Annotated in this window: 24 protein-coding genes and 1 pseudogene; 18 read left to right on the top strand and 7 right to left on the bottom strand. The window is 35.7% G+C overall.

Annotated features, from left to right (window positions below; all coding sequences use genetic code 11):
* Positions 1-5 precede the first annotated feature (5 nt).
* Both WAZ07_RS17735 and WAZ07_RS17730 read right to left on the bottom strand, forming a co-directional pair.
* Positions 6-212, bottom strand: coding sequence for a hypothetical protein (locus WAZ07_RS17735; RefSeq protein ID WP_336473516.1), 207 nt, complete (start codon positions 210-212; stop codon positions 6-8).
* 106 nt (positions 213-318) lie between these two features.
* Positions 319-1,185 carry a metallophosphoesterase gene (locus WAZ07_RS17730; RefSeq protein ID WP_090914250.1) on the bottom strand — a complete coding sequence of 289 codons (867 nt, stop codon included), beginning with the start codon at positions 1,183-1,185 and terminating at the stop codon, positions 319-321.
* Between the two features lie 198 nt (positions 1,186-1,383).
* Here WAZ07_RS17730 and fadH point away from each other — a divergent pair, with 198 nt between their 5' ends.
* The 3 genes from fadH to WAZ07_RS17715 all read left to right on the top strand — a co-directional run bounded on the left by fadH (position 1,384) and on the right by WAZ07_RS17715 (position 4,266).
* Entirely contained in the window at positions 1,384-2,148 is a 765-nt protein-coding gene (fadH, locus tag WAZ07_RS17725) for a 2,4-dienoyl-CoA reductase (RefSeq protein ID WP_090914253.1), read from the top strand.
* A gap of 224 nt (positions 2,149-2,372) precedes the next feature.
* Positions 2,373-3,590, top strand: coding sequence for an EAL-associated domain-containing protein (locus WAZ07_RS17720; RefSeq protein WP_336473515.1), 1,218 nt, complete (start codon positions 2,373-2,375; stop codon positions 3,588-3,590).
* A gap of 184 nt (positions 3,591-3,774) precedes the next feature.
* On the top strand, positions 3,775-4,266 hold the full coding sequence (locus tag WAZ07_RS17715; RefSeq protein WP_336473514.1) for a DUF3993 domain-containing protein: 492 nt from the start codon (positions 3,775-3,777) through the stop codon (positions 4,264-4,266).
* A 146-nt stretch (positions 4,267-4,412) separates the two neighbouring features.
* On the opposite strand, the gene WAZ07_RS17710 is transcribed toward WAZ07_RS17715, so the two are convergent.
* Entirely contained in the window at positions 4,413-4,652 is a 240-nt protein-coding gene (locus WAZ07_RS17710; protein WP_336473513.1) for a glutaredoxin domain-containing protein, read from the bottom strand.
* Positions 4,653-4,993: 341 nt separating this feature from the next.
* Here WAZ07_RS17710 and WAZ07_RS17705 point away from each other — a divergent pair, with 341 nt between their 5' ends.
* The 12 genes from WAZ07_RS17705 (at position 4,994) to WAZ07_RS17650 (ending at position 13,743) form a co-directional block, all read left to right on the top strand.
* Complete coding sequence (locus WAZ07_RS17705; protein WP_020059327.1) at positions 4,994-5,230, top strand: YkuJ family protein; 237 nt, start codon at positions 4,994-4,996, stop codon at positions 5,228-5,230.
* A gap of 287 nt (positions 5,231-5,517) precedes the next feature.
* Positions 5,518-5,667, top strand: a complete 150-nt coding sequence (locus tag WAZ07_RS17700) for a hypothetical protein (RefSeq protein WP_090914260.1) — start codon at positions 5,518-5,520, stop codon at positions 5,665-5,667.
* Positions 5,668-5,741: 74 nt separating this feature from the next.
* Positions 5,742-6,260, top strand: a complete 519-nt coding sequence (locus WAZ07_RS17695) for a ribonuclease H-like YkuK family protein (protein ID WP_336473512.1) — start codon at positions 5,742-5,744, stop codon at positions 6,258-6,260.
* Between the two features lie 86 nt (positions 6,261-6,346).
* A complete protein-coding gene (abbA, locus tag WAZ07_RS17690; protein ID WP_090914264.1) occupies positions 6,347-6,538 on the top strand; it encodes an antirepressor AbbA in 192 nt (63 codons plus the stop codon).
* Between the two features lie 218 nt (positions 6,539-6,756).
* Positions 6,757-7,200 (top strand): cyclic-di-AMP-binding protein CbpB, encoded by a 444-nt coding sequence (gene cbpB / locus WAZ07_RS17685; RefSeq protein ID WP_090914266.1) that lies wholly within the window; start codon positions 6,757-6,759, stop codon positions 7,198-7,200.
* 75 nt (positions 7,201-7,275) lie between these two features.
* Positions 7,276-8,133 (top strand): LysR family transcriptional regulator, encoded by an 858-nt coding sequence (locus WAZ07_RS17680; RefSeq protein ID WP_139207618.1) that lies wholly within the window; start codon positions 7,276-7,278, stop codon positions 8,131-8,133.
* A 71-nt stretch (positions 8,134-8,204) separates the two neighbouring features.
* On the top strand, positions 8,205-8,927 hold the full coding sequence (gene dapD, locus WAZ07_RS17675) for a 2,3,4,5-tetrahydropyridine-2,6-dicarboxylate N-acetyltransferase (RefSeq protein ID WP_090914268.1): 723 nt from the start codon (positions 8,205-8,207) through the stop codon (positions 8,925-8,927).
* Positions 8,928-8,984: 57 nt separating this feature from the next.
* A complete protein-coding gene (locus WAZ07_RS17670) occupies positions 8,985-10,115 on the top strand; it encodes an N-acetyldiaminopimelate deacetylase (RefSeq protein ID WP_336473511.1) in 1,131 nt (376 codons plus the stop codon).
* Positions 10,116-10,710: 595 nt separating this feature from the next.
* Positions 10,711-11,259, top strand: a complete 549-nt coding sequence (locus WAZ07_RS17665; RefSeq protein ID WP_336473510.1) for a peroxiredoxin — start codon at positions 10,711-10,713, stop codon at positions 11,257-11,259.
* A 72-nt stretch (positions 11,260-11,331) separates the two neighbouring features.
* Positions 11,332-11,790: a TlpA disulfide reductase family protein gene (locus WAZ07_RS17660; RefSeq protein ID WP_090914273.1), complete on the top strand. Its 459-nt coding sequence runs from the start codon at positions 11,332-11,334 to the stop codon at positions 11,788-11,790.
* A 99-nt stretch (positions 11,791-11,889) separates the two neighbouring features.
* The gene (locus WAZ07_RS17655) at positions 11,890-12,756 is read left to right on the top strand and encodes a cytochrome C oxidase assembly protein (protein WP_090914275.1); all 867 of its coding nucleotides are present in this window, start codon (positions 11,890-11,892) and stop codon (positions 12,754-12,756) included.
* 318 nt (positions 12,757-13,074) lie between these two features.
* Positions 13,075-13,743, top strand: coding sequence for a potassium channel family protein (locus WAZ07_RS17650; protein ID WP_336473509.1), 669 nt, complete (start codon positions 13,075-13,077; stop codon positions 13,741-13,743).
* Positions 13,744-13,782: 39 nt separating this feature from the next.
* Here WAZ07_RS17650 and rnjA read toward each other — a convergent pair whose 3' ends face one another.
* Both rnjA and WAZ07_RS17640 read right to left on the bottom strand, forming a co-directional pair.
* Positions 13,783-15,450 (bottom strand): ribonuclease J1, encoded by a 1,668-nt coding sequence (gene rnjA / locus WAZ07_RS17645; RefSeq protein WP_336473508.1) that lies wholly within the window; start codon positions 15,448-15,450, stop codon positions 13,783-13,785.
* A 3-nt stretch (positions 15,451-15,453) separates the two neighbouring features.
* Positions 15,454-15,666, bottom strand: a complete 213-nt coding sequence (locus WAZ07_RS17640) for a DNA-dependent RNA polymerase subunit epsilon (protein ID WP_090914281.1) — start codon at positions 15,664-15,666, stop codon at positions 15,454-15,456.
* A 503-nt stretch (positions 15,667-16,169) separates the two neighbouring features.
* Here WAZ07_RS17640 and WAZ07_RS17635 point away from each other — a divergent pair.
* Positions 16,170-16,943, top strand: a complete 774-nt coding sequence (locus tag WAZ07_RS17635) for a Cof-type HAD-IIB family hydrolase (RefSeq protein ID WP_336473507.1) — start codon at positions 16,170-16,172, stop codon at positions 16,941-16,943.
* A 121-nt stretch (positions 16,944-17,064) separates the two neighbouring features.
* On the opposite strand, the gene def is transcribed toward WAZ07_RS17635, so the two are convergent.
* Positions 17,065-17,619 (bottom strand): peptide deformylase, encoded by a 555-nt coding sequence (def, locus tag WAZ07_RS17630; protein ID WP_336473506.1) that lies wholly within the window; start codon positions 17,617-17,619, stop codon positions 17,065-17,067.
* A gap of 106 nt (positions 17,620-17,725) precedes the next feature.
* Positions 17,726-17,806: pseudogene (locus tag WAZ07_RS17625) on the bottom strand (YjcZ family sporulation protein); the annotation flags it as partial.
* Positions 17,807-18,382: 576 nt separating this feature from the next.
* On the opposite strand from WAZ07_RS17625, the gene pdhA reads away from it, so the two are divergent.
* Positions 18,383-19,498 carry a pyruvate dehydrogenase E1 component subunit alpha gene (pdhA, locus tag WAZ07_RS17620; protein ID WP_336473505.1) on the top strand — a complete coding sequence of 372 codons (1,116 nt, stop codon included), beginning with the start codon at positions 18,383-18,385 and terminating at the stop codon, positions 19,496-19,498.
* A 3-nt stretch (positions 19,499-19,501) separates the two neighbouring features.
* On the top strand, positions 19,502-20,479 hold the full coding sequence (gene pdhB, locus WAZ07_RS17615; RefSeq protein WP_336473504.1) for a pyruvate dehydrogenase complex E1 component subunit beta: 978 nt from the start codon (positions 19,502-19,504) through the stop codon (positions 20,477-20,479).
* The last annotated feature ends 65 nt before the right edge of the window (positions 20,480-20,544 follow it).

Raw genomic sequence — 20,544 nt, 5'->3', positions numbered from 1 at the left:
TTACATTAGTAAAAATACGGTGTTGGATAAGGATAGCCGTAGCAAGGATACGGTGGGCAATATGGTCTAGGTCCAAATGCCAATGCTCCGCCAAGTAAACCTCCTGCAAGCCCAGCTAAAAAAGGAAATCCGAAAAATGGGATAAATCGTGAATCTCCGATTGGACCAACTGGAGCTGAGCGGAAGGGAATTGGCTGATATTGAGGATACATGTTAAAACCTCCTTCAATGAACTCATTGTTATCATATGGGAAAATAATGTGGATGAGCGAGTACAAGAGAGAATGGTGCAGAAAATAGGCGAAACGCATTCAGATATTATGTCGATTGTAATGTGAAGAGTGTAATTTCTGGTTTTGCTAAAAATCGAAATGGCACACGCGTTGTTCCAAGGCCGCGATTTACATGCAATAACAACTCGTAGTTTTGCTTAATATGATAAAAGCCTTCAATATAATGCTTTGCAAATGCAGGAGTAATAATGGCGCCAAAGAAAGGGAGTTGAACTTGTCCACCGTGACTATGTCCAGAAAGTTGTAAATTAATAGGGAAAGTTGCAATATGCGGTGCAACATCGGGTTCATGTACGAGAACAATCGTATAAAGATGATCTTGCGCTTGTTTTAAGATTCCATGTATGTCAGGTTTGCCAAGCATAATATCATCAATACCGAAAATAGAAATTTCACTTCCATCTAGTAGACGAATGCGTTTTTCAGCATTTTGTAATATTTCAAATCCGGATTGCTTCATGATGTGATCATAGTATTCTGTTCCGTACCCACCATGATCGTGATTACCGAAAACAGCAAATTTACCGAGCGGGGCATGAATCGTTTGTAAAATTGATGAGACAAATGGAGTATCTTCATATGTTTGATAATTGTCGATTAAATCTCCGGTAAAGAAGACGATGTCTGGTTTTTTTTCATTTATTTTTGCAACTACTTTAGAAAGTTGCTGCAGTGAATAATAATATCCTAAATGTAAATCACTAAATTGAACAATTTTAATACCGTTAAACCCATATGGAATAAGTGGAGAATGAAGTGTATGATACGTAAAAGAGAGAAGGGATGGTTCTATAAACTTTGCATAATAGTAACCTGTACCAGTCGTTATACAAGTATATAATAGTGTGCGAATGCCTTTTTTTATAAAATTTCTTCTTGTTATTTGATTCATATTTATATGAGCGAGATGATAGAAAATGATAATAGTAGAAAGATGTGATTTGTTAGAGTGAGTCGCTGCGTATCTTCTCCCCTTTCGTTAATTTATAGTGTATTTTATTAAAATATATCAGAAAAATTTAAATTTATAAAGAATTCCGTCGAATAAAATGATAAAATGAATATGTATTCATTTTAGGGAGGGAAAATTATGAAAGAAAAAGTAGTTGTAATTACAGGTGGTTCAAGTGGAATGGGAAAAGGAATGGCAACTCGTTTTGCAAAAGAAGGAGCGCGAGTTGTAATTACAGGACGTACACTAGAAAAGTTAGAAGAGACAAAGAAAGAAATTGAACAATTTGAAGGACAAATATTACCAGTGCAAATGGATGTGCGTAATATTGAGGATATAAAAGCAATGATTGAAAAAATCGATAAAGAATTTGGACGCATTGATGTACTCGTAAATAATGCAGCAGGAAATTTTCTTTGTCATGCTGAAGATTTATCGCCAAATGGTTGGAATGCTGTTATTAACATCGTGTTAAATGGTACATTTTATTGTAGTCAATCTATTGGTAAATACTGGATTGAAAAAGGGATAAAAGGAACAATTATTAATATGGTTGCAACTTATGCATGGGATGCAGGTCCTGGTGTTATTCATTCAGCAGCAGCAAAAGCGGGTGTATTAGCGATGACGAGAACACTTGCTGTTGAATGGGGACGTAAATATGGAATTCGTGTGAATGCAATTGCTCCAGGGCCAATTGAACGTACAGGGGGAGCTGATAAGCTTTGGATATCTGAAGAAGCAGCGAAGCGAACATTACACAGTGTTCCACTTGGCAGGCTTGGTACACCAGAAGAAATTGCTGGTCTTGCTTTTTATTTATGCTCTGAAGAAGCAGCGTACATAAATGGAGCTTGTATTACAATGGATGGTGGTCAACATTTGCATCAATATCCGTTTTAAGAGAGGGGTTATTTGTGACTAATTTGTGACATTTAGAAAAAGGGTCTTTACAAAAATTCTATTTATAAGGTAAGATTAAAATCTCTTTTTTCTTCATAGTAGAATTGCTAATTCCCCTTAGCATTTTACCCCTCTAATCCCTTCAGGAGAACTGAAGGGATTTTTTTATTATTTTTTCTACATAACGTGTTATAATCTTTGAAAAGTAAAGGGGGGGGAGCACTATGGTAGATGCATTAGATGTGATGAGTAATTTGGATAAAGTCCTTCCTTATTATCAAGCTATTTTTAGTGCAGATGAACATACTGTAATTGGATATGAAGTAGTAGGACGTATACAAACAGAAGAAGGGATTCACAGTCTTGCTTCATTCTTTCGCGATGATTCGATTCCATATGAATTTCAACTTGAAGTAGATAATGTTATTTTAGGAAAAGCATTGGATCGGTATTTGGAAACAGATCAATCATTTTTATTATTTGTGCATCGTAATGCGCATATACTGATGAGTGATGAAAGTGAAAGTTTACTGCATTTATTATTAACGTATGAGAAGAAAGGATTACGTTTAAATCATATTGTATTAGAAATAACAGAACACGATTTTAAAGAAGATATTGAACAGTTCAATCATTTACTTATGTATTACCGTACATATGATATTCAAGTCGCAATTAACAAAGTAGGAACAGGCACAAGTAATCTTGAAAGAATGAGTATGTTAACTCCTGATATTTTAAAAGTAGATTTAACAAACTTACGTCAAACGGCGTTGTTACAATCGTACCAGGATATTTTGTATTCATTATCACTCTTGGCGAGACGCATTGGAGCAACATTATTGTATGAAGATATTGATGCGTTCTATCAGTTGCAATATGCGTGGAAAAATGGAGGGAGGTACTACCAAGGGAATTACTTGAAAGAATCTTTACCTAATTTTATTGATAAAGACATTTTGAAAGAGCGTCTTGGCAATGAGTGTCATCAATTTATTCAGCGTGAAAAACGAAAATTGCAGAAGATTTATGAACTGACAGAAACGCTTCGAGAATATGTTGGGAATGTATTAGCAAAACAGAGAAAAATAGAAGATTTTAATAAATGGCTAATGAATTTTAGTCAACAAGTGACACATTGTAGCTTTCGTATTTTTATTTGTAATGAAGATGGATTTCAAAAATCAGGAAATGTTATGAAAAAAGATGGAGAATGGGTGCTAATGCCAGAGTATTATATGAAAAATTGGAGCTGGCGTCCGTACTTTTTAGAAAACATTATGAAACTACGCTTTGAACAAAAGGGAAGATTGTCTGATTTATACGGGGATCTTGAAACGGGTGAATTGGTTCGGACATTTTCGTTTCCTATTGATGATGAGCATTATTTATTTATTGACTTATCTTATGAATTTTTATATGAAGAAGATGTTTTATTATAATGCACGAAATATTTCGTGCATTTTTTTGTTTGTTTTTATCATAAATTGGTAATAGTGACAACTATGATAAGAATGGTGTCTATCGTTGTAAACATTTTACGAACGAAAGCTACTCTTTCATGGCATAATCATTGCTACAATGAATAGTAGAAGGATAAGCTCTTTTTATAAGGAGGGTGCGAAAATGAGGAAATACGGGATTTGGATTGTGCTATTTCTTTTCGTTGCATTTGTAATTGGACAAGGTGTGACAACGGTTCTTGGAAAAGAAGAAACAAAAATTGATCAAAATGAAATATTTGAAACGATTCAAAAGGGATATGAAGCGCAGTTTTCTATTCGTGGTAAGCGACTATCAATGGATAAAATGTATGACACATTATCTCCTTATTTCACGGATAACTTCCTTCAAGTTTTTACGGATGAAAATAATCAGGATGTGAAACGGAGTGCTCAATATTTATTGCCTACTAAAGAAGCGCCATTTACTTTTTCATCAAAAACAAAAATTGTATACAATCAAGAGCATAATTTGTTATACGTGTATGAACGGAATATGAAAACGGATGAGTATCAAATTATGACATTGCAAAAAAATGGTGATAAATGGAAATTAGCAGGGTATCATGAAAATAAACAGCTCTTATCTGAAATAAAAACATACGAAAAAGAGTAACGTGAAACTCTTGTTATTAAGAGGCCGTTCCAAAATGACAGGAATTTCATTTTATCGTCTCCATTTTGGTGTCCTTAAAGTATTGAGGCAAGGAATTTACCATTGGCGGATAGCGAAAAAAAGTGACTTATATACTGTCACTTTTTTTATTGTTCTAATTCTAAAAGTTGTTGTAATTTTTCAATTTGAAATCCTGCTACAACTTCTCCATCTACAACAACAGTAGGGGTAGAATAGGACTCATAATCATAGAGGAGACGATTGCGAGCTGCAGCATCTTTTTTGACATCATATTCTGTAAAAGTAACATGATTATGTTTTAAAAATTCTTTTATAATTTGACACGGTGGACAATCAGGTTGTGTGTATACATCTACTTTCTTCATGTAAATCCTCCTTTTTAACTCCTTCTCATTATATTCTCGTATGAAAAAAACTGCAATAAAGTCAATTTTTCATTCATACAGATGTTTTTTCTATGAGAGGCTATACGCAATCTTCTTTCAGTTTTTCGAAACTTTGATGTCAAGTATTTTCTATTAATTAGGGGAGAAAAGTGATAGAAGTGTGTATTTCGGCTTTTTGTATGTTTTTTCGACAAATTTTAGTTGAGTTTCTTGCTCATAACCATTATCCTAGGGTGTGGGACATTTTTTCAGTTATGACGGATAGAATGAGTATTGCTGCAAAACCTATTCGTAGGAATATTAGAGAAAGGGGAGATTTCATGTCTCTGCTCCAAGGAATTTTAACTCGTCTTGTTAGTCTAAAAGAACAAGCTGAAAGCGGCGAAGTAGCACAACGCTATTTTGAAGTGAACGGTGAACGCAAATGTAGCGTAAAATATTTTGATAAAAGCGATATGTACGAGCTAGAAGTGTATCAACAAGGAGAAAAACCACAAGTATATCAATTCGATAATATTGATATGGTTGCAATTGAAATTTACGACATTCTTTCTTGATACATAAAAAGAAGGTGCCTCAGAATGAAGGCACCTTCTTTTTTTATTCCGTTATTCGAGGGCGGTAAAATCTCCCGCCTCAAGATTCAGAGAGAAGCGAAGAAGATAGATGGAAGTTTCACTTTATATGCTGAATAATATTCTCTCTCTAGTCCTACACTGATAACACATTCTATAAAGTGAAAATTTCATCAAAAGGATCATTCTTAAACGAACTGATGGGAAGCTCTTACTTTATTTTGAGATAGAGGTCTATTCGTAAGTAGCGTAAAAAGGAGGTGAGAAAAATGGAAAAAATGCCTGTTGTTGTATGTCCAAAGTGTCATAGACAATCAGAGATTACACATGTATTAACAGCGCAATCTAATCAAAATGTTATTTTCAAATGTCCATTTTGTACATATTTAATCCGGAATATTGAAACGAGCAAGGGATAAGTAAGACATATTTTGTTACTCTGTCCCATACAATGAGAATGCGAAAGTCTGTCTATGAGAAGGGACGTGACTATATGGGCGGAGAATATCAATTTTATAATTTATCAGAGCGAAACATGAGTTTTGAAGCTGTATTCTCAAGGATTTGTCATTTTATTCAAAGTGCACCGCGTAATATGTATCGATTGTCAATTGGAACAGATTCACAAGTACATCGAAATGACACACGTTTTATTACAGCCATTCATTTGCATCGCGTTGGAAAAGGGGCATGGGGGTGTTTATACCACCAAACAATAAAGCGAAAGCCCCCGAGTTTACGAGAGAAAATTTATTTGGAAACACAATTTAGCCAAGAGATTGCTTGTTTATTTACACCTAAGCGAATGCAACAGCTGTGGGATATTCTTTATCCATACCGCAAAGAAGGTGCTGAATTTGTTATGGAGATTCATTTGGATATTGGGAAATACGGTTTAACGAGAGAGTTTATTTTAGATATGACAAATAAAATTACAGCAATGGGATTAATTCCTAAAATTAAACCGGATGCATATGCGGCTTTTAGCTATGCTAATCGGTACACGAAATAATTTTTGTACTAAATTTTCAATCTATTAAATAAAAGGAATATTTTGTATAATAAATAATAAGAACGGTTGAACAAGGGGAGGAGAAAATGAGTAGAGAAATTGATTTAACGAAAGAAGAACAAAACTTATTGTTAGATGTGTTGTTTCGGCAAAATTATGCGAGTGAAATACTTTCCGTTGAACTTTCTGATATCGAAACTGGACGAAAGAAAACAGATATATCTCATTATAAACAGGTTACAAACTTATTTGCTCGGCTGAAAAATGAAGGATATTAAGGCTGCCAGAATGGTGGTCTTTTCTTTTGTTTCTATGGTAAAATGAACTGTGATTATTTATTTTATAATAAGAAAATAAGGACAAATAATAATGTGTAAACGCTGTCATAAACTAAAAATAGAATTGAGAAAGTAGAGCATTACTTGAATGAATTGTTTTTTTACGATTGGTTTACAATTGCTACTTGTTAGAATGAGTTAAAGTGGGGGATATTAATATGATTAGCATTCCGAAAGAAGAGTTTCAACAAGTTTTTGTAAAAGACTTAATGATTTCATCAGAAAAAGTAGCTCATGTTCAAATTAGAAATAGTTTGGAGCATGCTTTGCTTGTTTTGGTAAAATCCGGTTATTCGGCAATTCCAGTATTAGATCCGATGTACAAATTGCATGGATTAGTAAGTACAGCAATGATTTTGGACGGTATTTTAGGGCTAGAGCGTATTGAGTTTGAAAAATTAGAGGATATGAAAGTAGAAAGTGTAATGAAGGGTGACATTCCACGTCTGAAGTTACAGGATTCATTTTCAAAAGCACTAGAGGTGACGATTGATCATCCGTTTGTATGTGTTGAGAACGATGAAGGATATTTTGAAGGGATTTTGACGCGCCGGGCAATTTTAAAATTACTAAATAAAACAGTAAGACGATTTAATCGATAATGTTGGAAAAGGCGACTTCAATTGAAAGAAGAAGTCGCTTTTATCGTTCAGTTGTAACGAAAGAAGGGGAAAACATTGCAAATTGATGATTTTCAGATGATGGTTATCTTAGCACAAGAGTTAAATATGCGAAAGGCTTCTGAGCGTTTATTTGTATCACAACCAGCGCTTAGTCAAAGGCTTCAATCGATGGAAAAACAATGGGGGATGAAGTTTTTTATTCGCTCTCAAAAAGGACTAACGATTACACCTGAAGGCGAGAAGGTGGCGAATTATGCTAAAGATATGTTGCAAAGAGAGGAAGCAATTAAGAGCGAATTAGCAACTTTTCAAACAGAAACATACGGTACGTTAAAGATTGCTGTTGCCTCTGTCATTGGACAATATTGGTTGCCGCCAGTTTTAAAAATGTTTGTACAAAAGTATCCATTTGTAAAAATTTCTCTCTTCACAGGCTGGAGCAGTGAAGTACAAAATCATTTTTACGAAGGTGATGTTCATGTTGCAATTTTGCGAGGGACACAAGAATATAAAGGATATAAACAACAATTGTTTGAAGATGAGTTGTATTTAGTTGATACGGAAATTAAGGATATTTCCATGTTAAAAGACACCAATAGACCGTTCATTCAATTTAAAAGTGATTCGACATATTATGGACAAATCCAAAATTGGTGGTATGGTTTATTTTCTAATCCCCCTAAACGTACGATTGTTGTCGATCAAATTGAAACATGTAAGCAACTTGTTTTAAATGGTATTGGTTATGCACTTTTGCCCTCTACTGTTTTAAAAGAAGTAAGGGAAAAGACATATAAAACTCCAGTACAACTGACGAGAGAAACGTGGTTATTAACAAGTGAATCGGCTCGACAATTAAAACAAGTGCAGGCGTTTTTAGATATTATTGAAGAAATTCAAGCGGAAAAATAAGATTATTTTCTTGCGAGGAGTCTTTTCGTTTGGTAGAGTAACAGTATAAATGGATTTAGGAGGCAACAAGCATGAAAATGATGGATGCAAACGAGATTATCTCGTTTATTCAAAAAAGTGAGAAGAAAACTCCTGTAAAGGTATACATAAAAGGGGATTTAAAAGAAATTACATTCCCAGAAACAGTACAAGCATTTGTAAATAAAAAATCAGGCGTATTATTTGGAGAATGGTCTGAAATTAAGACAATCCTTGAAGAAAATAAAAAACATGTTGTAGATTACGTTGTAGAAAATGATCGTCGTAACTCGGCAATTCCAATGCTTGACTTAAAAGGTATTAAGGCACGTATTGAACCAGGTGCTATTATTCGTGACCAAGTTGAAATTGGTGATAATGCAGTTATTATGATGAACGCAACAATTAACATTGGTGCTGTAATTGGTGAAGGTTCAATGATTGATATGAATGCAGTGCTTGGTGGGCGTGCAACGGTAGGTAAGAACTGTCACGTTGGAGCTGGTGCTGTACTTGCAGGCGTTATCGAGCCACCTTCTGCAAAACCAGTTATCGTTGAAGATGATGTTGTAATTGGTGCAAACGTAGTAGTTCTAGAAGGTGTTACAGTAGGTAAAGGTGCAGTTGTTGCAGCTGGTGCAGTTGTAACAGAAGATGTACCACCATACACAGTTGTTGCAGGAACGCCAGCGCGTGTTATTAAAGAAATTGACGAAAAAACTAAAGCAAAAACAGAAATTAAACAAGAGCTTCGTCAACTGAATCCAGAAGAATAAAAAAGAAAGCGTAAGGGCTTGTAGGCTCTTACGCTTTTTATCAATGGTGGTGAAACGATGATGATAAATAAATTTATTCAAATGCGCAGAGATTTACATCAAATTCCAGAGCTTGGTTTTCAAGAATGGAAAACACAGCAATATATTTTAAACTATATAAATACCCTTCCGAGTGAGTATATGGAAGTAAAGACATGGAAAACAGGTGTCATTGTAAAAGTACATGGCCGTAATCCAGAAAAAACAATTGGTTATCGTGCTGATATTGACGGACTTCCAATTACGGAAGAGACAGGATATGAATTTGCCTCATTACATGAAGGGATGATGCACGCATGCGGGCATGATATGCATACAACAATTGGTCTTGGGTTATTAACAGCTTTTGTTACAGAGCGAATTGATGATGATCTTGTTTTTATTTTTCAACCAGCTGAGGAAGGGCCGGGTGGTGCTCTTCCACTATTACAAAGTGAAGAGTTAGAAGCATGGAAACCAGATATGATTCTTGGGCTTCATATTGCACCAGAATATCCAGTTGGATCAATTGCGACAAAAGAGGGATTGCTTTTTGCGAATACATCCGAGTTATACATTGATTTGAAAGGGAAAGGTGGACATGCAGCATATCCGCATACAGCAAACGATATGATTGTTGCCGCAAGCCATCTTGTCACACAGCTACAATCTGTTATTAGTCGCAATGTGAATCCGCTAGATAGTGCAGTTATTACAATCGGAAAAATTACTGGTGGAACAGTACAGAATATTATTGCAGAAAAGGCTCGTTTAGAAGGAACGATTCGTACATTATCTGTTGAATCTATGAAACGAGTAAAGGGACGAATTGAAGCAATTGTTACTGGAATCGAAACGTCTTTTGAGTGTACAGCGCATATTGATTACGGAGCGATGTATCACCAAGTATATAACGATGAAACGTTAACGAAGGAATTTATGGGGTTTACGGACGAACATACAGATATGAATGTTATCACTTGCACAGAAGCGATGACAGGAGAAGATTTCGGATATATGCTGCGTGAGATTCCAGGTTTTATGTTTTGGCTCGGTGTCGAATCTGAGTATGGTCTACATCATGCGAAAATACAGCCGGATGAATCAGCAATTGAAAAAGCGATTCTATTTTTAACAACATACGTAAAATGGAAAGGGAACAGGGTGTAATGCCTGTTCCTTTTTTGTATAATAAAATTTTCGTGGTCTATATATACCCATTTTAATTTTTCGACATCTTTGTCTAGCTCTGCCTTCTAGAACCTTAGCCAACGGGCCTAAACAGTCGGCTTCGCCTTTCTTTATGATCCAGCTCCAGCGGCTAGAACAGTCGGTGGCTTCGCGTCTTCCGCCGAGGCAAAAAGCACCTCTATGTCAGAAGCTCCATCCCCCTCTTGTTCTGAGCGATCCGCTTCCGCTTTTCTTTATAAGTCGCTGCTATGCAGAATACAACATACATGCCCGTTACTTGCTTTCTCCTTTTGTTTTAAACCTTGCATGTGGCAGAAAAAGGCCCTGACCGCTTCTATGCATGGCCAGATGCTCTCGCCCACCTAAAAAGAAAGAGGGTTTTATGTCGATTTTTTAATTTGTATTTATATAGTACATTTTTTTTGTAATTCTAGCACAATACTTTATAATGGTAGGTGGGGAAAAGAGTTAATAGTTAGTTATTTTATAATGATTATTAAATGATATTGACTAAAAACTAATTTTTCCTATATAATACAATATATGACTAAAAAATTAACGGAGGTTGGTACATATGGCAGAACGTATGATAGCAAAACAAGCTCCACGCTTTGAGATGGACGCTGTTATGCCAAACAAAGAATTCGGTAAAGTAAGCCTTGAAGAAGTTATGAAACAAGACAAATGGACAGTGCTTTTCTTCTATCCAATGGATTTCACTTTCGTATGTCCGACAGAAATTATCGCTCTTTCTGATCGTTATGATGAGTTCGAAGATTTAGATGCAGAAGTAATTGGTGTATCAACTGACACAATCCATACTCATTTAGCGTGGATTAACACTGATCGTACGAAAAACGGTTTAGGTGAGTTAAAATATCCATTAGCTGCTGATACAAATCATGTAGTATCTCGTGAATATGGCGTATTACTTGAAGAAGAAGGGATCGCACTTCGTGGTCTATTCATCATTAGCCCAGAAGGCGAATTAATGTATCAAGTTGTACATCATAATAACATTGGACGTGAAGTTGACGAAGTAATCCGTGTTCTTCAAGCGCTTCAAACTGGCGGACTTTGCCCAGCAAACTGGAAACCAGGTCAAGCGACTTTAAACGTTTAATTTTTGAATGAGTGAACAAGGTCTAGCAAATTGTTGTTAGACCTTTCTCTACATATATAAGGGGGAAATGTTATGAAATTACGTGAACCAATGCCTTCCTTAGAAGGAGCAACGACTGTACTAAATGGAGAAGTAGTCAAGGAAGCGCTAATTGGCGATAAACCAACATTGATTCATTTTTGGTCTGTTAGCTGTCATTTATGTAAAGAAGCAATGCCGAGTATTAATGAATTCCGTGATAACTATAAAGATAAATTAAATGTAATTGCTGTACATATGCCGCGTTCAGAAGAAGATTTAGATCTTGAAAAAGTGAAAGCGGTGGCAGAGGAGCACGGTATTGTACAGCCCATTTTGGTAGACAATAAGCATGCGATTACAGACTCTTTTGAGAATCAATATGTACCAGCATATTACGTGTTTGATAAAAACGGTGTATTGCGCCATTTCCAAGCGGGCGGTAGTGGTATGCAAATGTTAACAAAACGAGTAAATCGCGTTCTTGATGAAGCTGAAAAAACAGCTGAATAAAGGAAAACCTCCCTTGTAACAGGGGGGTTTTTAGTTTACATTTTATATGAAAATTGTGTAAAATCAATATGGTACATAGAGAAAAAGGTAGGGGATAGTGTGCAAATCGGAAGTACTATACTATGTTTCTTTTTATATACATATGTAATTGTAGCAGCAATTTATTTTGGTGTTAGTTTTTATACATATTGTATAGCGAAAAAAGAAAACTATACGAACACATATGAGTGGGTGAGAGAGTATTTATCACCTGTAGCAGAAATTATGAATGCATTCGCTCTATTCTTATTTGTTGGATTAATCGCTTTTTCAACGAGTTTAGTAGGAAATAAAATGACTTTATTTATCCTTGGGGCCATTATTTTTATGTTATTAGGAATTCGAATTGGTAATATGGTGTTTTGGAATAAGGCATTGGTGGAAGGGTATACTGGCATATGTATTCCAGGGTTGTTAGCTGCAATTGTTACGAATATAGAGCATGAGTATTATCAGCTTCATTTTTGGTTAATTATTATTCTAACAATTGTATCGGTCTTATACATAAGCGCTACTTTTTTAACGTACTGCGCACATAAACGAGAAGACAGGAATGCGGTATTATTCTTTCGAAAGTGGGCTCTATTTTGGAGCGTTCCAACTATGGTTGTTATAGGAGCGATTGCTATTGTTGTGAACGGGTATGAGATAGTAGGGTGGCAAAAGATGATTGAAATGTGGTGGGTGTTCATTGTTTCTTTTGTTGGCTTTTTAGGAGCGACCCATTATTTATTTCATCAGCACCACTATCAGTTTGCGATATTATTTGCTTTTATAAATTTACTATTTGCTTTTTTTGGACAAGAAACTTTAATATTTGTATTTCAAACGTTCAGTTCATTTGGAAATATATTTATCTTTGGTATGTTAGTATGTATGCTTACTTTTTATTTACAGCAATTTTTTTATATTCAAAAGCAGAAATAAGAATGGAGAGGCAATCAATATAGCATTTGTACCGAGGATGACCCTTACCTCAAGAGTGTGAGGAATTTGAAGAAGATAGATATAACTGCTGGTGTGTGCCTGTTTGATGAGAGCTTTCCTTTTCATCATTGGAAATAAAAAACAGCGATATAAGTTTCACTTTATAAAATATGCTACAATGATAGTTGTTCCTGATGTAAAGAGAGCAAAACCTTCACATCGCGTTTTTGAAAAGTTAAAGAGGATAGGTGGGAGATAAAGAAATTCCACCGATAAAAGTTTTATTTGATACGATTTGATATTACTGGAGGAATTTGTGTGAGTACGAAAGAAAAAGAATTTGCTGTTATTGGTCTTGGACGATTTGGTGGTAGTATTTGCCGGGAATTAGCGCAATTAGGAATGGAAGTTATGGCGATTGATATGGATGAAGAGCGTATAAATGAGTTTGCAAATATTGCATCTCATGCTGTAATTGCGGATTCTACAGATGAGATGGTATTAAAAAGTCTTGGTATTCGAAACTTTGATCATGTAGTTATTGCAATTGGAGATAATATTCAATCAAGTATTTTAACAACGCTTATTTTGAAAGAACTAGGTGTAAAAAATATTACTGTAAAAGCACAAAATGATTATCATGAAAAAGTTCTTCGAAAAATTGGAGCAGATCAAATTGTTCACCCTGAGCGCGATATGGGAAAAAGAATCGCCAATAATATTGCCTCAAGTAGCGTTTTGGACTATTTAGAACTTTCAGATGAACATAGTATTGTTGAGATTATTGCAAGCGAAAAGATTAATGGTCATTCATTGATCGAATTAGATATTCGTGCGAAGTTTGGATTGAACATTGTAGCAATTAAGCGTGGGAAGGAAGTTCTTGTTTCACCGCGTGCGACAGAAAATATTCAAATGGGAGATATTTTAATCGTTATCGGTCACGATAATGATGTAGATCGCTTCGAAATGTTTTTAGCGAAATGATAAAAAGGACAATGCCCATCGCAGCATTGTCCTTTTTATTTAAATTTCCATAATGATTGGTAAAATCATTGGTCGACGTTTTGTTTTTTCGTATAAGAATGGAGCCAATGTATCTGTAATTTCATTTTTGATCTCAGACCATTGTGTCGTTTTGCGCTCCATTACTTTTTCTAAATGATTTGTAATTAATGTTTGTGCATCGTTAATTAAATCGCTACTTTCACGCATATAAACGAATCCACGAGAAATGATATCTGGTCCAGCCGCTACTTTGAAATCCTTCATATCGATGCTAACAACAACGATAACAAGTCCCTCTTCCGAAAGAATACGACGATCGCGAAGTACGATGTTACCGATATCACCAATACCATTTCCGTCGATATAGACAGAACCAGAAGGAATTTTTCCTGCGATTGTTGCTTCATCTTCACGAAGTGCAAGTACATCTCCATTATCAATTATGAAGCAATTTTCTTCTGGGATACCACAATCATTTGCTAATTTTGCATGCATACGTTGCATACGATATTCGCCGTGAATTGGCATAAAATATTTTGGTTTAATGAGACGTAACATTAGTTTCTGTTCTTCTTGTCCACCGTGTCCGCTTGTATGAATGTCAGTCAATGGTCCATGAATGACTTCAGCACCTGCACGATATAGCATGTTAATTGTGCGGCTTACACTTACTGTGTTTCCAGGGATTGGAGAAGAAGAGAATACAACAGTATCACCAGGAATAATTTGAATTTGACGGTGTGTACCGTTAGCGATGCGAGATAATGCAGCCATTGGTTCACCTTGACTTCCTGTACATAAAATCACAACTTGATTTGCTGGTATGCGATTTAGTTGTGATGGTTCAATAATTGTATCTTTCGGACAGCGAATATAGCCAAGATTTTGTCCGATTTCCATTGCTGCTTCCATGCTTCGACCAAAAACCGCGATCTTTCGATTGTTTGCTACTGCTGCTTCTACAACTTGTTGCAGCCTGTGAATATTAGAAGCAAATGTTGCGAATATAATGCGGCCTTCTACTTTACGGAAAATATCCTGGATGCTGTCACCTACGCGGCGCTCAGACATCGTAAAGTGAGGGACTTCGCTATTTGTGCTATCAGATAGCAAGCAAAGGACACCTTCTTTTCCGATTTCAGCCATCTTTGTTAAATTTGCCGGCTCACCAACTGGTGTAAAATCAAATTTGAAATCTCCTGTATGCACAACCGGTCCTTGTGGTGTCTTCACAACGATACCGTATGAATCTGGAATGCTATGTGTTGTGCGGAAGAAGGAAACGGATGTTTTTTTGAATTTAATCACATCGTCTTCTTTAATCTCATGCAATTGTGCTTTTCGTAGTAATCCGTGCTCTTCTAACTTATTTTTAATCAGTCCGAGCGCTAGTTTCCCACCGTAAATTGGAATGTTTACTTGGCGCAATAAATAAGGAATTCCACCAATATGATCTTCATGACCATGTGTAATAAAGAGTCCTTTAATTTTTTCTTCATTACGTACGAGATACGTGTAGTCAGGGATGACATAATCAATCCCAAGAAGTTCGTCTTCTGGAAATTTGATTCCAGCATCAATAATAATAATTTCATCTTGAAATTGAACAGCATATGTATTTTTGCCGATTTCACCGAGTCCGCCAAGCGCGAAAACAGCAGTTTGGTCATTTTTTAAGAATTTCATAAATTAAACTTTCTCCGCTAATTTAAAATCTGCATATTGCTTTTCATATTCAAGATGAGCACCAGTAACAGGCTGGATAAACTCAATATTATATGCGAACTTGTGTAATTTTGTGCGAACTTCTCTTTCAGACTCAGCTTCTAGATAAAGCACCTTAGTATTTTCACGTACAGGTACTTCTAGCATTTTCTCTTGATAAAATACTTTAAAAATCATTAAAACAATCTCTCCTTGTCTATGTTTTAGGTTATCTTTTACCTATTATAAAGCAAATGGTTATGATTTTCATGTTTTTTCGAATAAGAGTGAAGAAAAAAGCCCGAAATGGGCATGATTTAAGCAATTGTTTTTTTACGAAGCAAATCGTTCCAATATACTTTTAATTTTTTCTTCAGTTTCTTTAGCACGGTTGTCCCTTCCTTTCTTCGCTCAAAACATGCATATAATCTTATTAGAATGCGTAAGAAGAATTAAGTTTTTAAAAATGAACTACTTGTAAGAAAATATTTCGTTCAAATTATAGTATGAGATAGAATAGAAAAGAAAATGCATATGTTGAACCGTAGTACCGTTTTTATTTCAGTATATGCATAGTTAGGCAGGAAGGTTAGATAAGAAGCACTTTATTCATCAATATGTTATACTTTTTTAGTATTTGAAAAAATATTTACAGTATAAAGCGATACGTTTGAATTGATGAAGTAGAAAGGGTTATGTAAATGAATGATAAAATTGTCTTTTTTGATATTGATGGAACGTTGCTAGATCATAACAAAGAAATACCAAAATCCACAAAAGAATCTGTACGTCGTTTGCAAGAAAAAGGTGTACATGTGGCAATTGCAACAGGACGAGCGCCATTTATGTTTGAAGATATTCGTAAAGAGCTAAATATTCATAACTATGTAAGTTTCAATGGACAGTATGTGGTGTTTGAAGATGAGGTTATACATAAAAATCCTCTACACCCTGATGCATTACATGATTTCACGGAATTTTCAGAGCAAGAAGGTTATCCGCTTGTATACTTGGATCATAAAGAAATGAAAGCAACAGTGCCATCACATCAGTATGTAGCAGAAAGCTTTGCTAGCCTTCATATGGATCATCCTGCGTTTGAACCTAGCTTTTATGAAGAACGTGACATTTATCAAACACTTTTATTTTGCAGGGCTGGAGAAGAAGAAAAATTTATTAACGACTATTCAAAGTTTCATTTTATTCGCTGGCATGCTTACTCTATGGATATTATTCCAATGGGAGGATCGAAAGCAAAAGGAATTGAAAAGTTTATTGAAAAGCTTGGCTTCACACGAGAACAAGTGTATGCATTTGGAGACGGGTTAAATGATTTAGAAATGATTGAAACTGTAGGTACAGGAATTGCTATGGGAAATGGACATGAAGATTTGAAAAAACTTGCGAATTATGTAACAAAAGATGTTGCAGAAGATGGTATTCTTCATGGATTGCAGTGGGCAGGGCTATTATAAAGTATAAATATGAGAACCATTTCAATAAAAAGAGTGAGTTTTTACCAACTTCAGTGAAAACTCACTCTTTTTATCTTGTTATTCATAAGTTGCGGGAAATTCCCAATTATGGAAATTTGTTTTATCTTTCTAAAGGTGCTGCATTTTCTGGAATCATAAATGGATTATCTTTATTAATATGGTCATAAAACATAACGCCATTTAAGTGATCAATTTCATGCTGGAATACAATTGCCGATAACCCTTTTAAACGTAGTTTGACTTCTTCACCATCCACTGTGGTTCCTTTTATAGTAATGCGAGTGTAACGTGGTACATAGCCAGGAACTTCGCGGTCCACTGATAGGCATCCTTCGCCCCCTTGTAAGTATGTACGTTCTACAGAGTGACTAATAATTTTTGGATTAAATAAAGCGTAGCTATATAATGTACCATCTTGATCTGTGACATGGACAGCAATCATTCTTTTAGAAACACCGATTTGCGGCGCGGCTAAACCAATTCCGGGGCGTAAATTATATTTTTCAACCATTTCGGGGTTTTGACTGTTAATCACAAATTCGATCATCTTTTGTAACATATGAACATCTTCTTCGCTTGCTGGCAGAGCTATTTCTTCAGCCACTGCTCGTAAAATGGGATTTCCTTCACGAATCACATCGTCCATTGTAAGCATATGCAATCTCTCCTTTCATCTTTAGTCTACCAAAGGTCATGAAAAAAGTCATGACAAAGAACAAGACGAAAAACGCCTTGTTCTTTTATAATTGTTTCATTTTACATTAACAGATGCAAGCGGCACCGACGATAATTAAAAGAATAAACAATACAACGATTAAAGCAAAGCCGTGTCCAAAGCCGCCGCAACCACCATAGCCATACGTAGGATATGCGCCAGTTGAGGGGTAACAAAAAGTGTATCCGTACATGGTGTGACCTCCTTTACCATTTCCGCGAATGCTGCGGTTAGTATAATGTATGGAAGAAAGGAGAGAAATGTATAGTTATTTGCCTAAAAAGAAGGCAGATGCTGTATATTTTTATTAGGATGGGACAAAAGATAAGAGTGAAGTGAAACGTTTACATATTATTCTACGAGCAAAATATCTATGAAAAGGGGACAATATAACAGGAGGTTTTTGTTCACTAATACAGATAGTATTTTGAAAACTTGTATTTGTTAAGAAAATCTTTCTAACCTTTGAAAAAAATCGAAATCAAAGTGATTGACATCATGATTAGAATAGTTGTAAACTTAAAAACGTGATCAAGATTGTATTAATTTGTTTAAAAGAAAACATTAGTACAGATTGTTAGGTACACAAATTATTCAATAACTGACGAATGATGCGTCAGTTTACAAACTTATGCTTTCATTTTAGTGAAGTGCTAATGAAAGCGTTTAAGAATATGGTTCAAGAGAGGAAGAGGTGAACGGAATGGGTACTAAAACAAAAAAGGCCCTATTTAATGTTGATGAGCAAATGAAAGCTATCGCAGCTCAATTTGAAACATTACAAATTTTAAATGAAAAAGGCGAAGTTGTGAATGAAGCAGCTATGCCAAAATTAACTGATGAGCAATTAAAAGAATTAATGCGTCGTATGGTATATACTCGCGTATTAGATCAACGTTCTATTTCTTTAAACCGTCAAGGTCGCTTAGGTTTCTATGCGCCAACAGCTGGACAAGAAGCTTCTCAATTAGCAAGTCATTTTGCTCTTGAAAAAGAAGACTTCATCTTACCAGGATACCGTGATGTTCCACAATTAGTATGGCACGGCTTACCATTATATCAAGCATTCCTATTCTCTCGTGGACATTTCATGGGTAACCAAATGCCTGCAGATGTAAATGCACTTTCTCCACAAATCATTATCGGTGCACAAATCATCCAAACGGCTGGTGTTGCATTAGGTATGAAACTACGTGGTAAAAAATCTGTTGCAATTACTTACACTGGTGACGGCGGAGCGTCTCAAGGTGACTTCTACGAAGGTATGAACTTTGCAGGTGCATTTAAAGCTCCAGCAATCTTCGTTGTTCAAAACAACCGTTATGCAATTTCTACTCCAGTAGAAAAACAATCTGCAGCAAAAACTGTAGCACAAAAAGCAGTTGCAGCTGGTATTTACGGTATTCAAGTAGACGGTATGGATCCATTAGCTGTATATGCAGCAACTGCTTTCGCTCGTGAGCGCGCAGTAAACGGTGAAGGTCCTACTTTAATTGAAACTTTAACATTCCGTTATGGTCCACATACAATGGCTGGTGATGATCCAACTCGTTACCGTACAAAAGATATCGAAAATGAATGGGAACAAAAAGATCCAATCGTACGTTTCCGTGCATTCTTAGAAAACAAAGGCATTTGGTCTCAAGAAGAAGAAGAAAAAGTAATCGAACAAGCTAAAGAAGATATTAAAGAAGCGATTGCTAAAGCTGACCAAGCTCCAAAACAAAAAGTAACTGATTTAATGGAAATCATGTACGAAACAATGCCTTACAACTTAGCTGAACAATATGAAATTTATAAAGAAAAGGAGTCGAAGTAAGCCATGGCTCAAATGACAATGATTCAAGCAATCACTGATGCTTTACGCGTTGAAATGAAAAACGATCCTAACGTACTTGTATTTGGTGAAGACGTTGGTGTAAACGGCGGTGTATTCCGTGCTACTGAAGGATTACAAGCTGAATTCGGTGAAGACCGTGTAATGGATACTCCACTTGCAGAGTCTGGTATCGGTGGACTTGCAATCGGTTTAGCATTAGAAGGCTTTCGTCCAGTTCCTGAAATCCAATTCTTCGGTTTCGTATTCGAAGTAATTGATTCTATTTCTGGTCAAATAGCTCGTATGCGTTACCGTTCTGGCGGACGTTGGACTGCTCCAGTTACAATTCGTTCTCCATTCGGCGGCGGTGTTCATACACCAGAATTACATGCTGACAGCTTAGAAGGATTAATGACACAACAACCAGGTTTAAAAGTTATCATTCCATCTACTCCATACGATGCGAAAGGTCTTTTAATTTCTGCAATTCGTGATAACGATCCAGTTGTTTACTTAGAGCATATGAAATTATACCGTTCTTTCCGTCAAGAAGTACCAGAAGGCGAATACACAATTGAAATTGGTAAAGCTGATGTGAAACGTGAAGGTACAGATGTATCTGTTATCACTTATGGTGCAATGGTACATGCTGCATTAAAGGCTGCTGAAGAACTAGAAAAAGAAGGTATCTCTTTAGAGGTTGTGGACTTACGTACAGTTCAACCATTAGATATTGAAACAATTATCGCTTCTGTTGAAAAAACAGGCCGCGTTGTTGTAGTTCAAGAAGCTCAAAAACAAGCTGGTATTGCAGCTAACGTTGTAGCGGAAATCAATGACCGTGCAATTTTAAACTTAGAAGCTCCAGTTGTACGTGTTGCAGCTGCTGATACAATATTCCCATTCTCTCAAGCTGAGAGCGTATGGTTACCAAACCACAAAGATATTGTTGAAGCTGTTAACAAAGTAATGAACTTCTAATTGTAATTTCATGTGCAAAAGAAGTCAGCACATGCTGATTTCTTTTGCAATTTCTAATAATAATG

It is taken from the genome of Bacillus bruguierae (assembly GCF_037104725.1).
In the GTDB taxonomy this organism is placed as follows: Bacteria; Bacillota; Bacilli; order Bacillales; family Bacillaceae_G; genus Bacillus_A; species Bacillus_A bruguierae.
The sequence above is the reverse complement of the archived record's forward strand: the minus strand, read 5'-3'. Positions and strand labels throughout refer to the sequence as shown.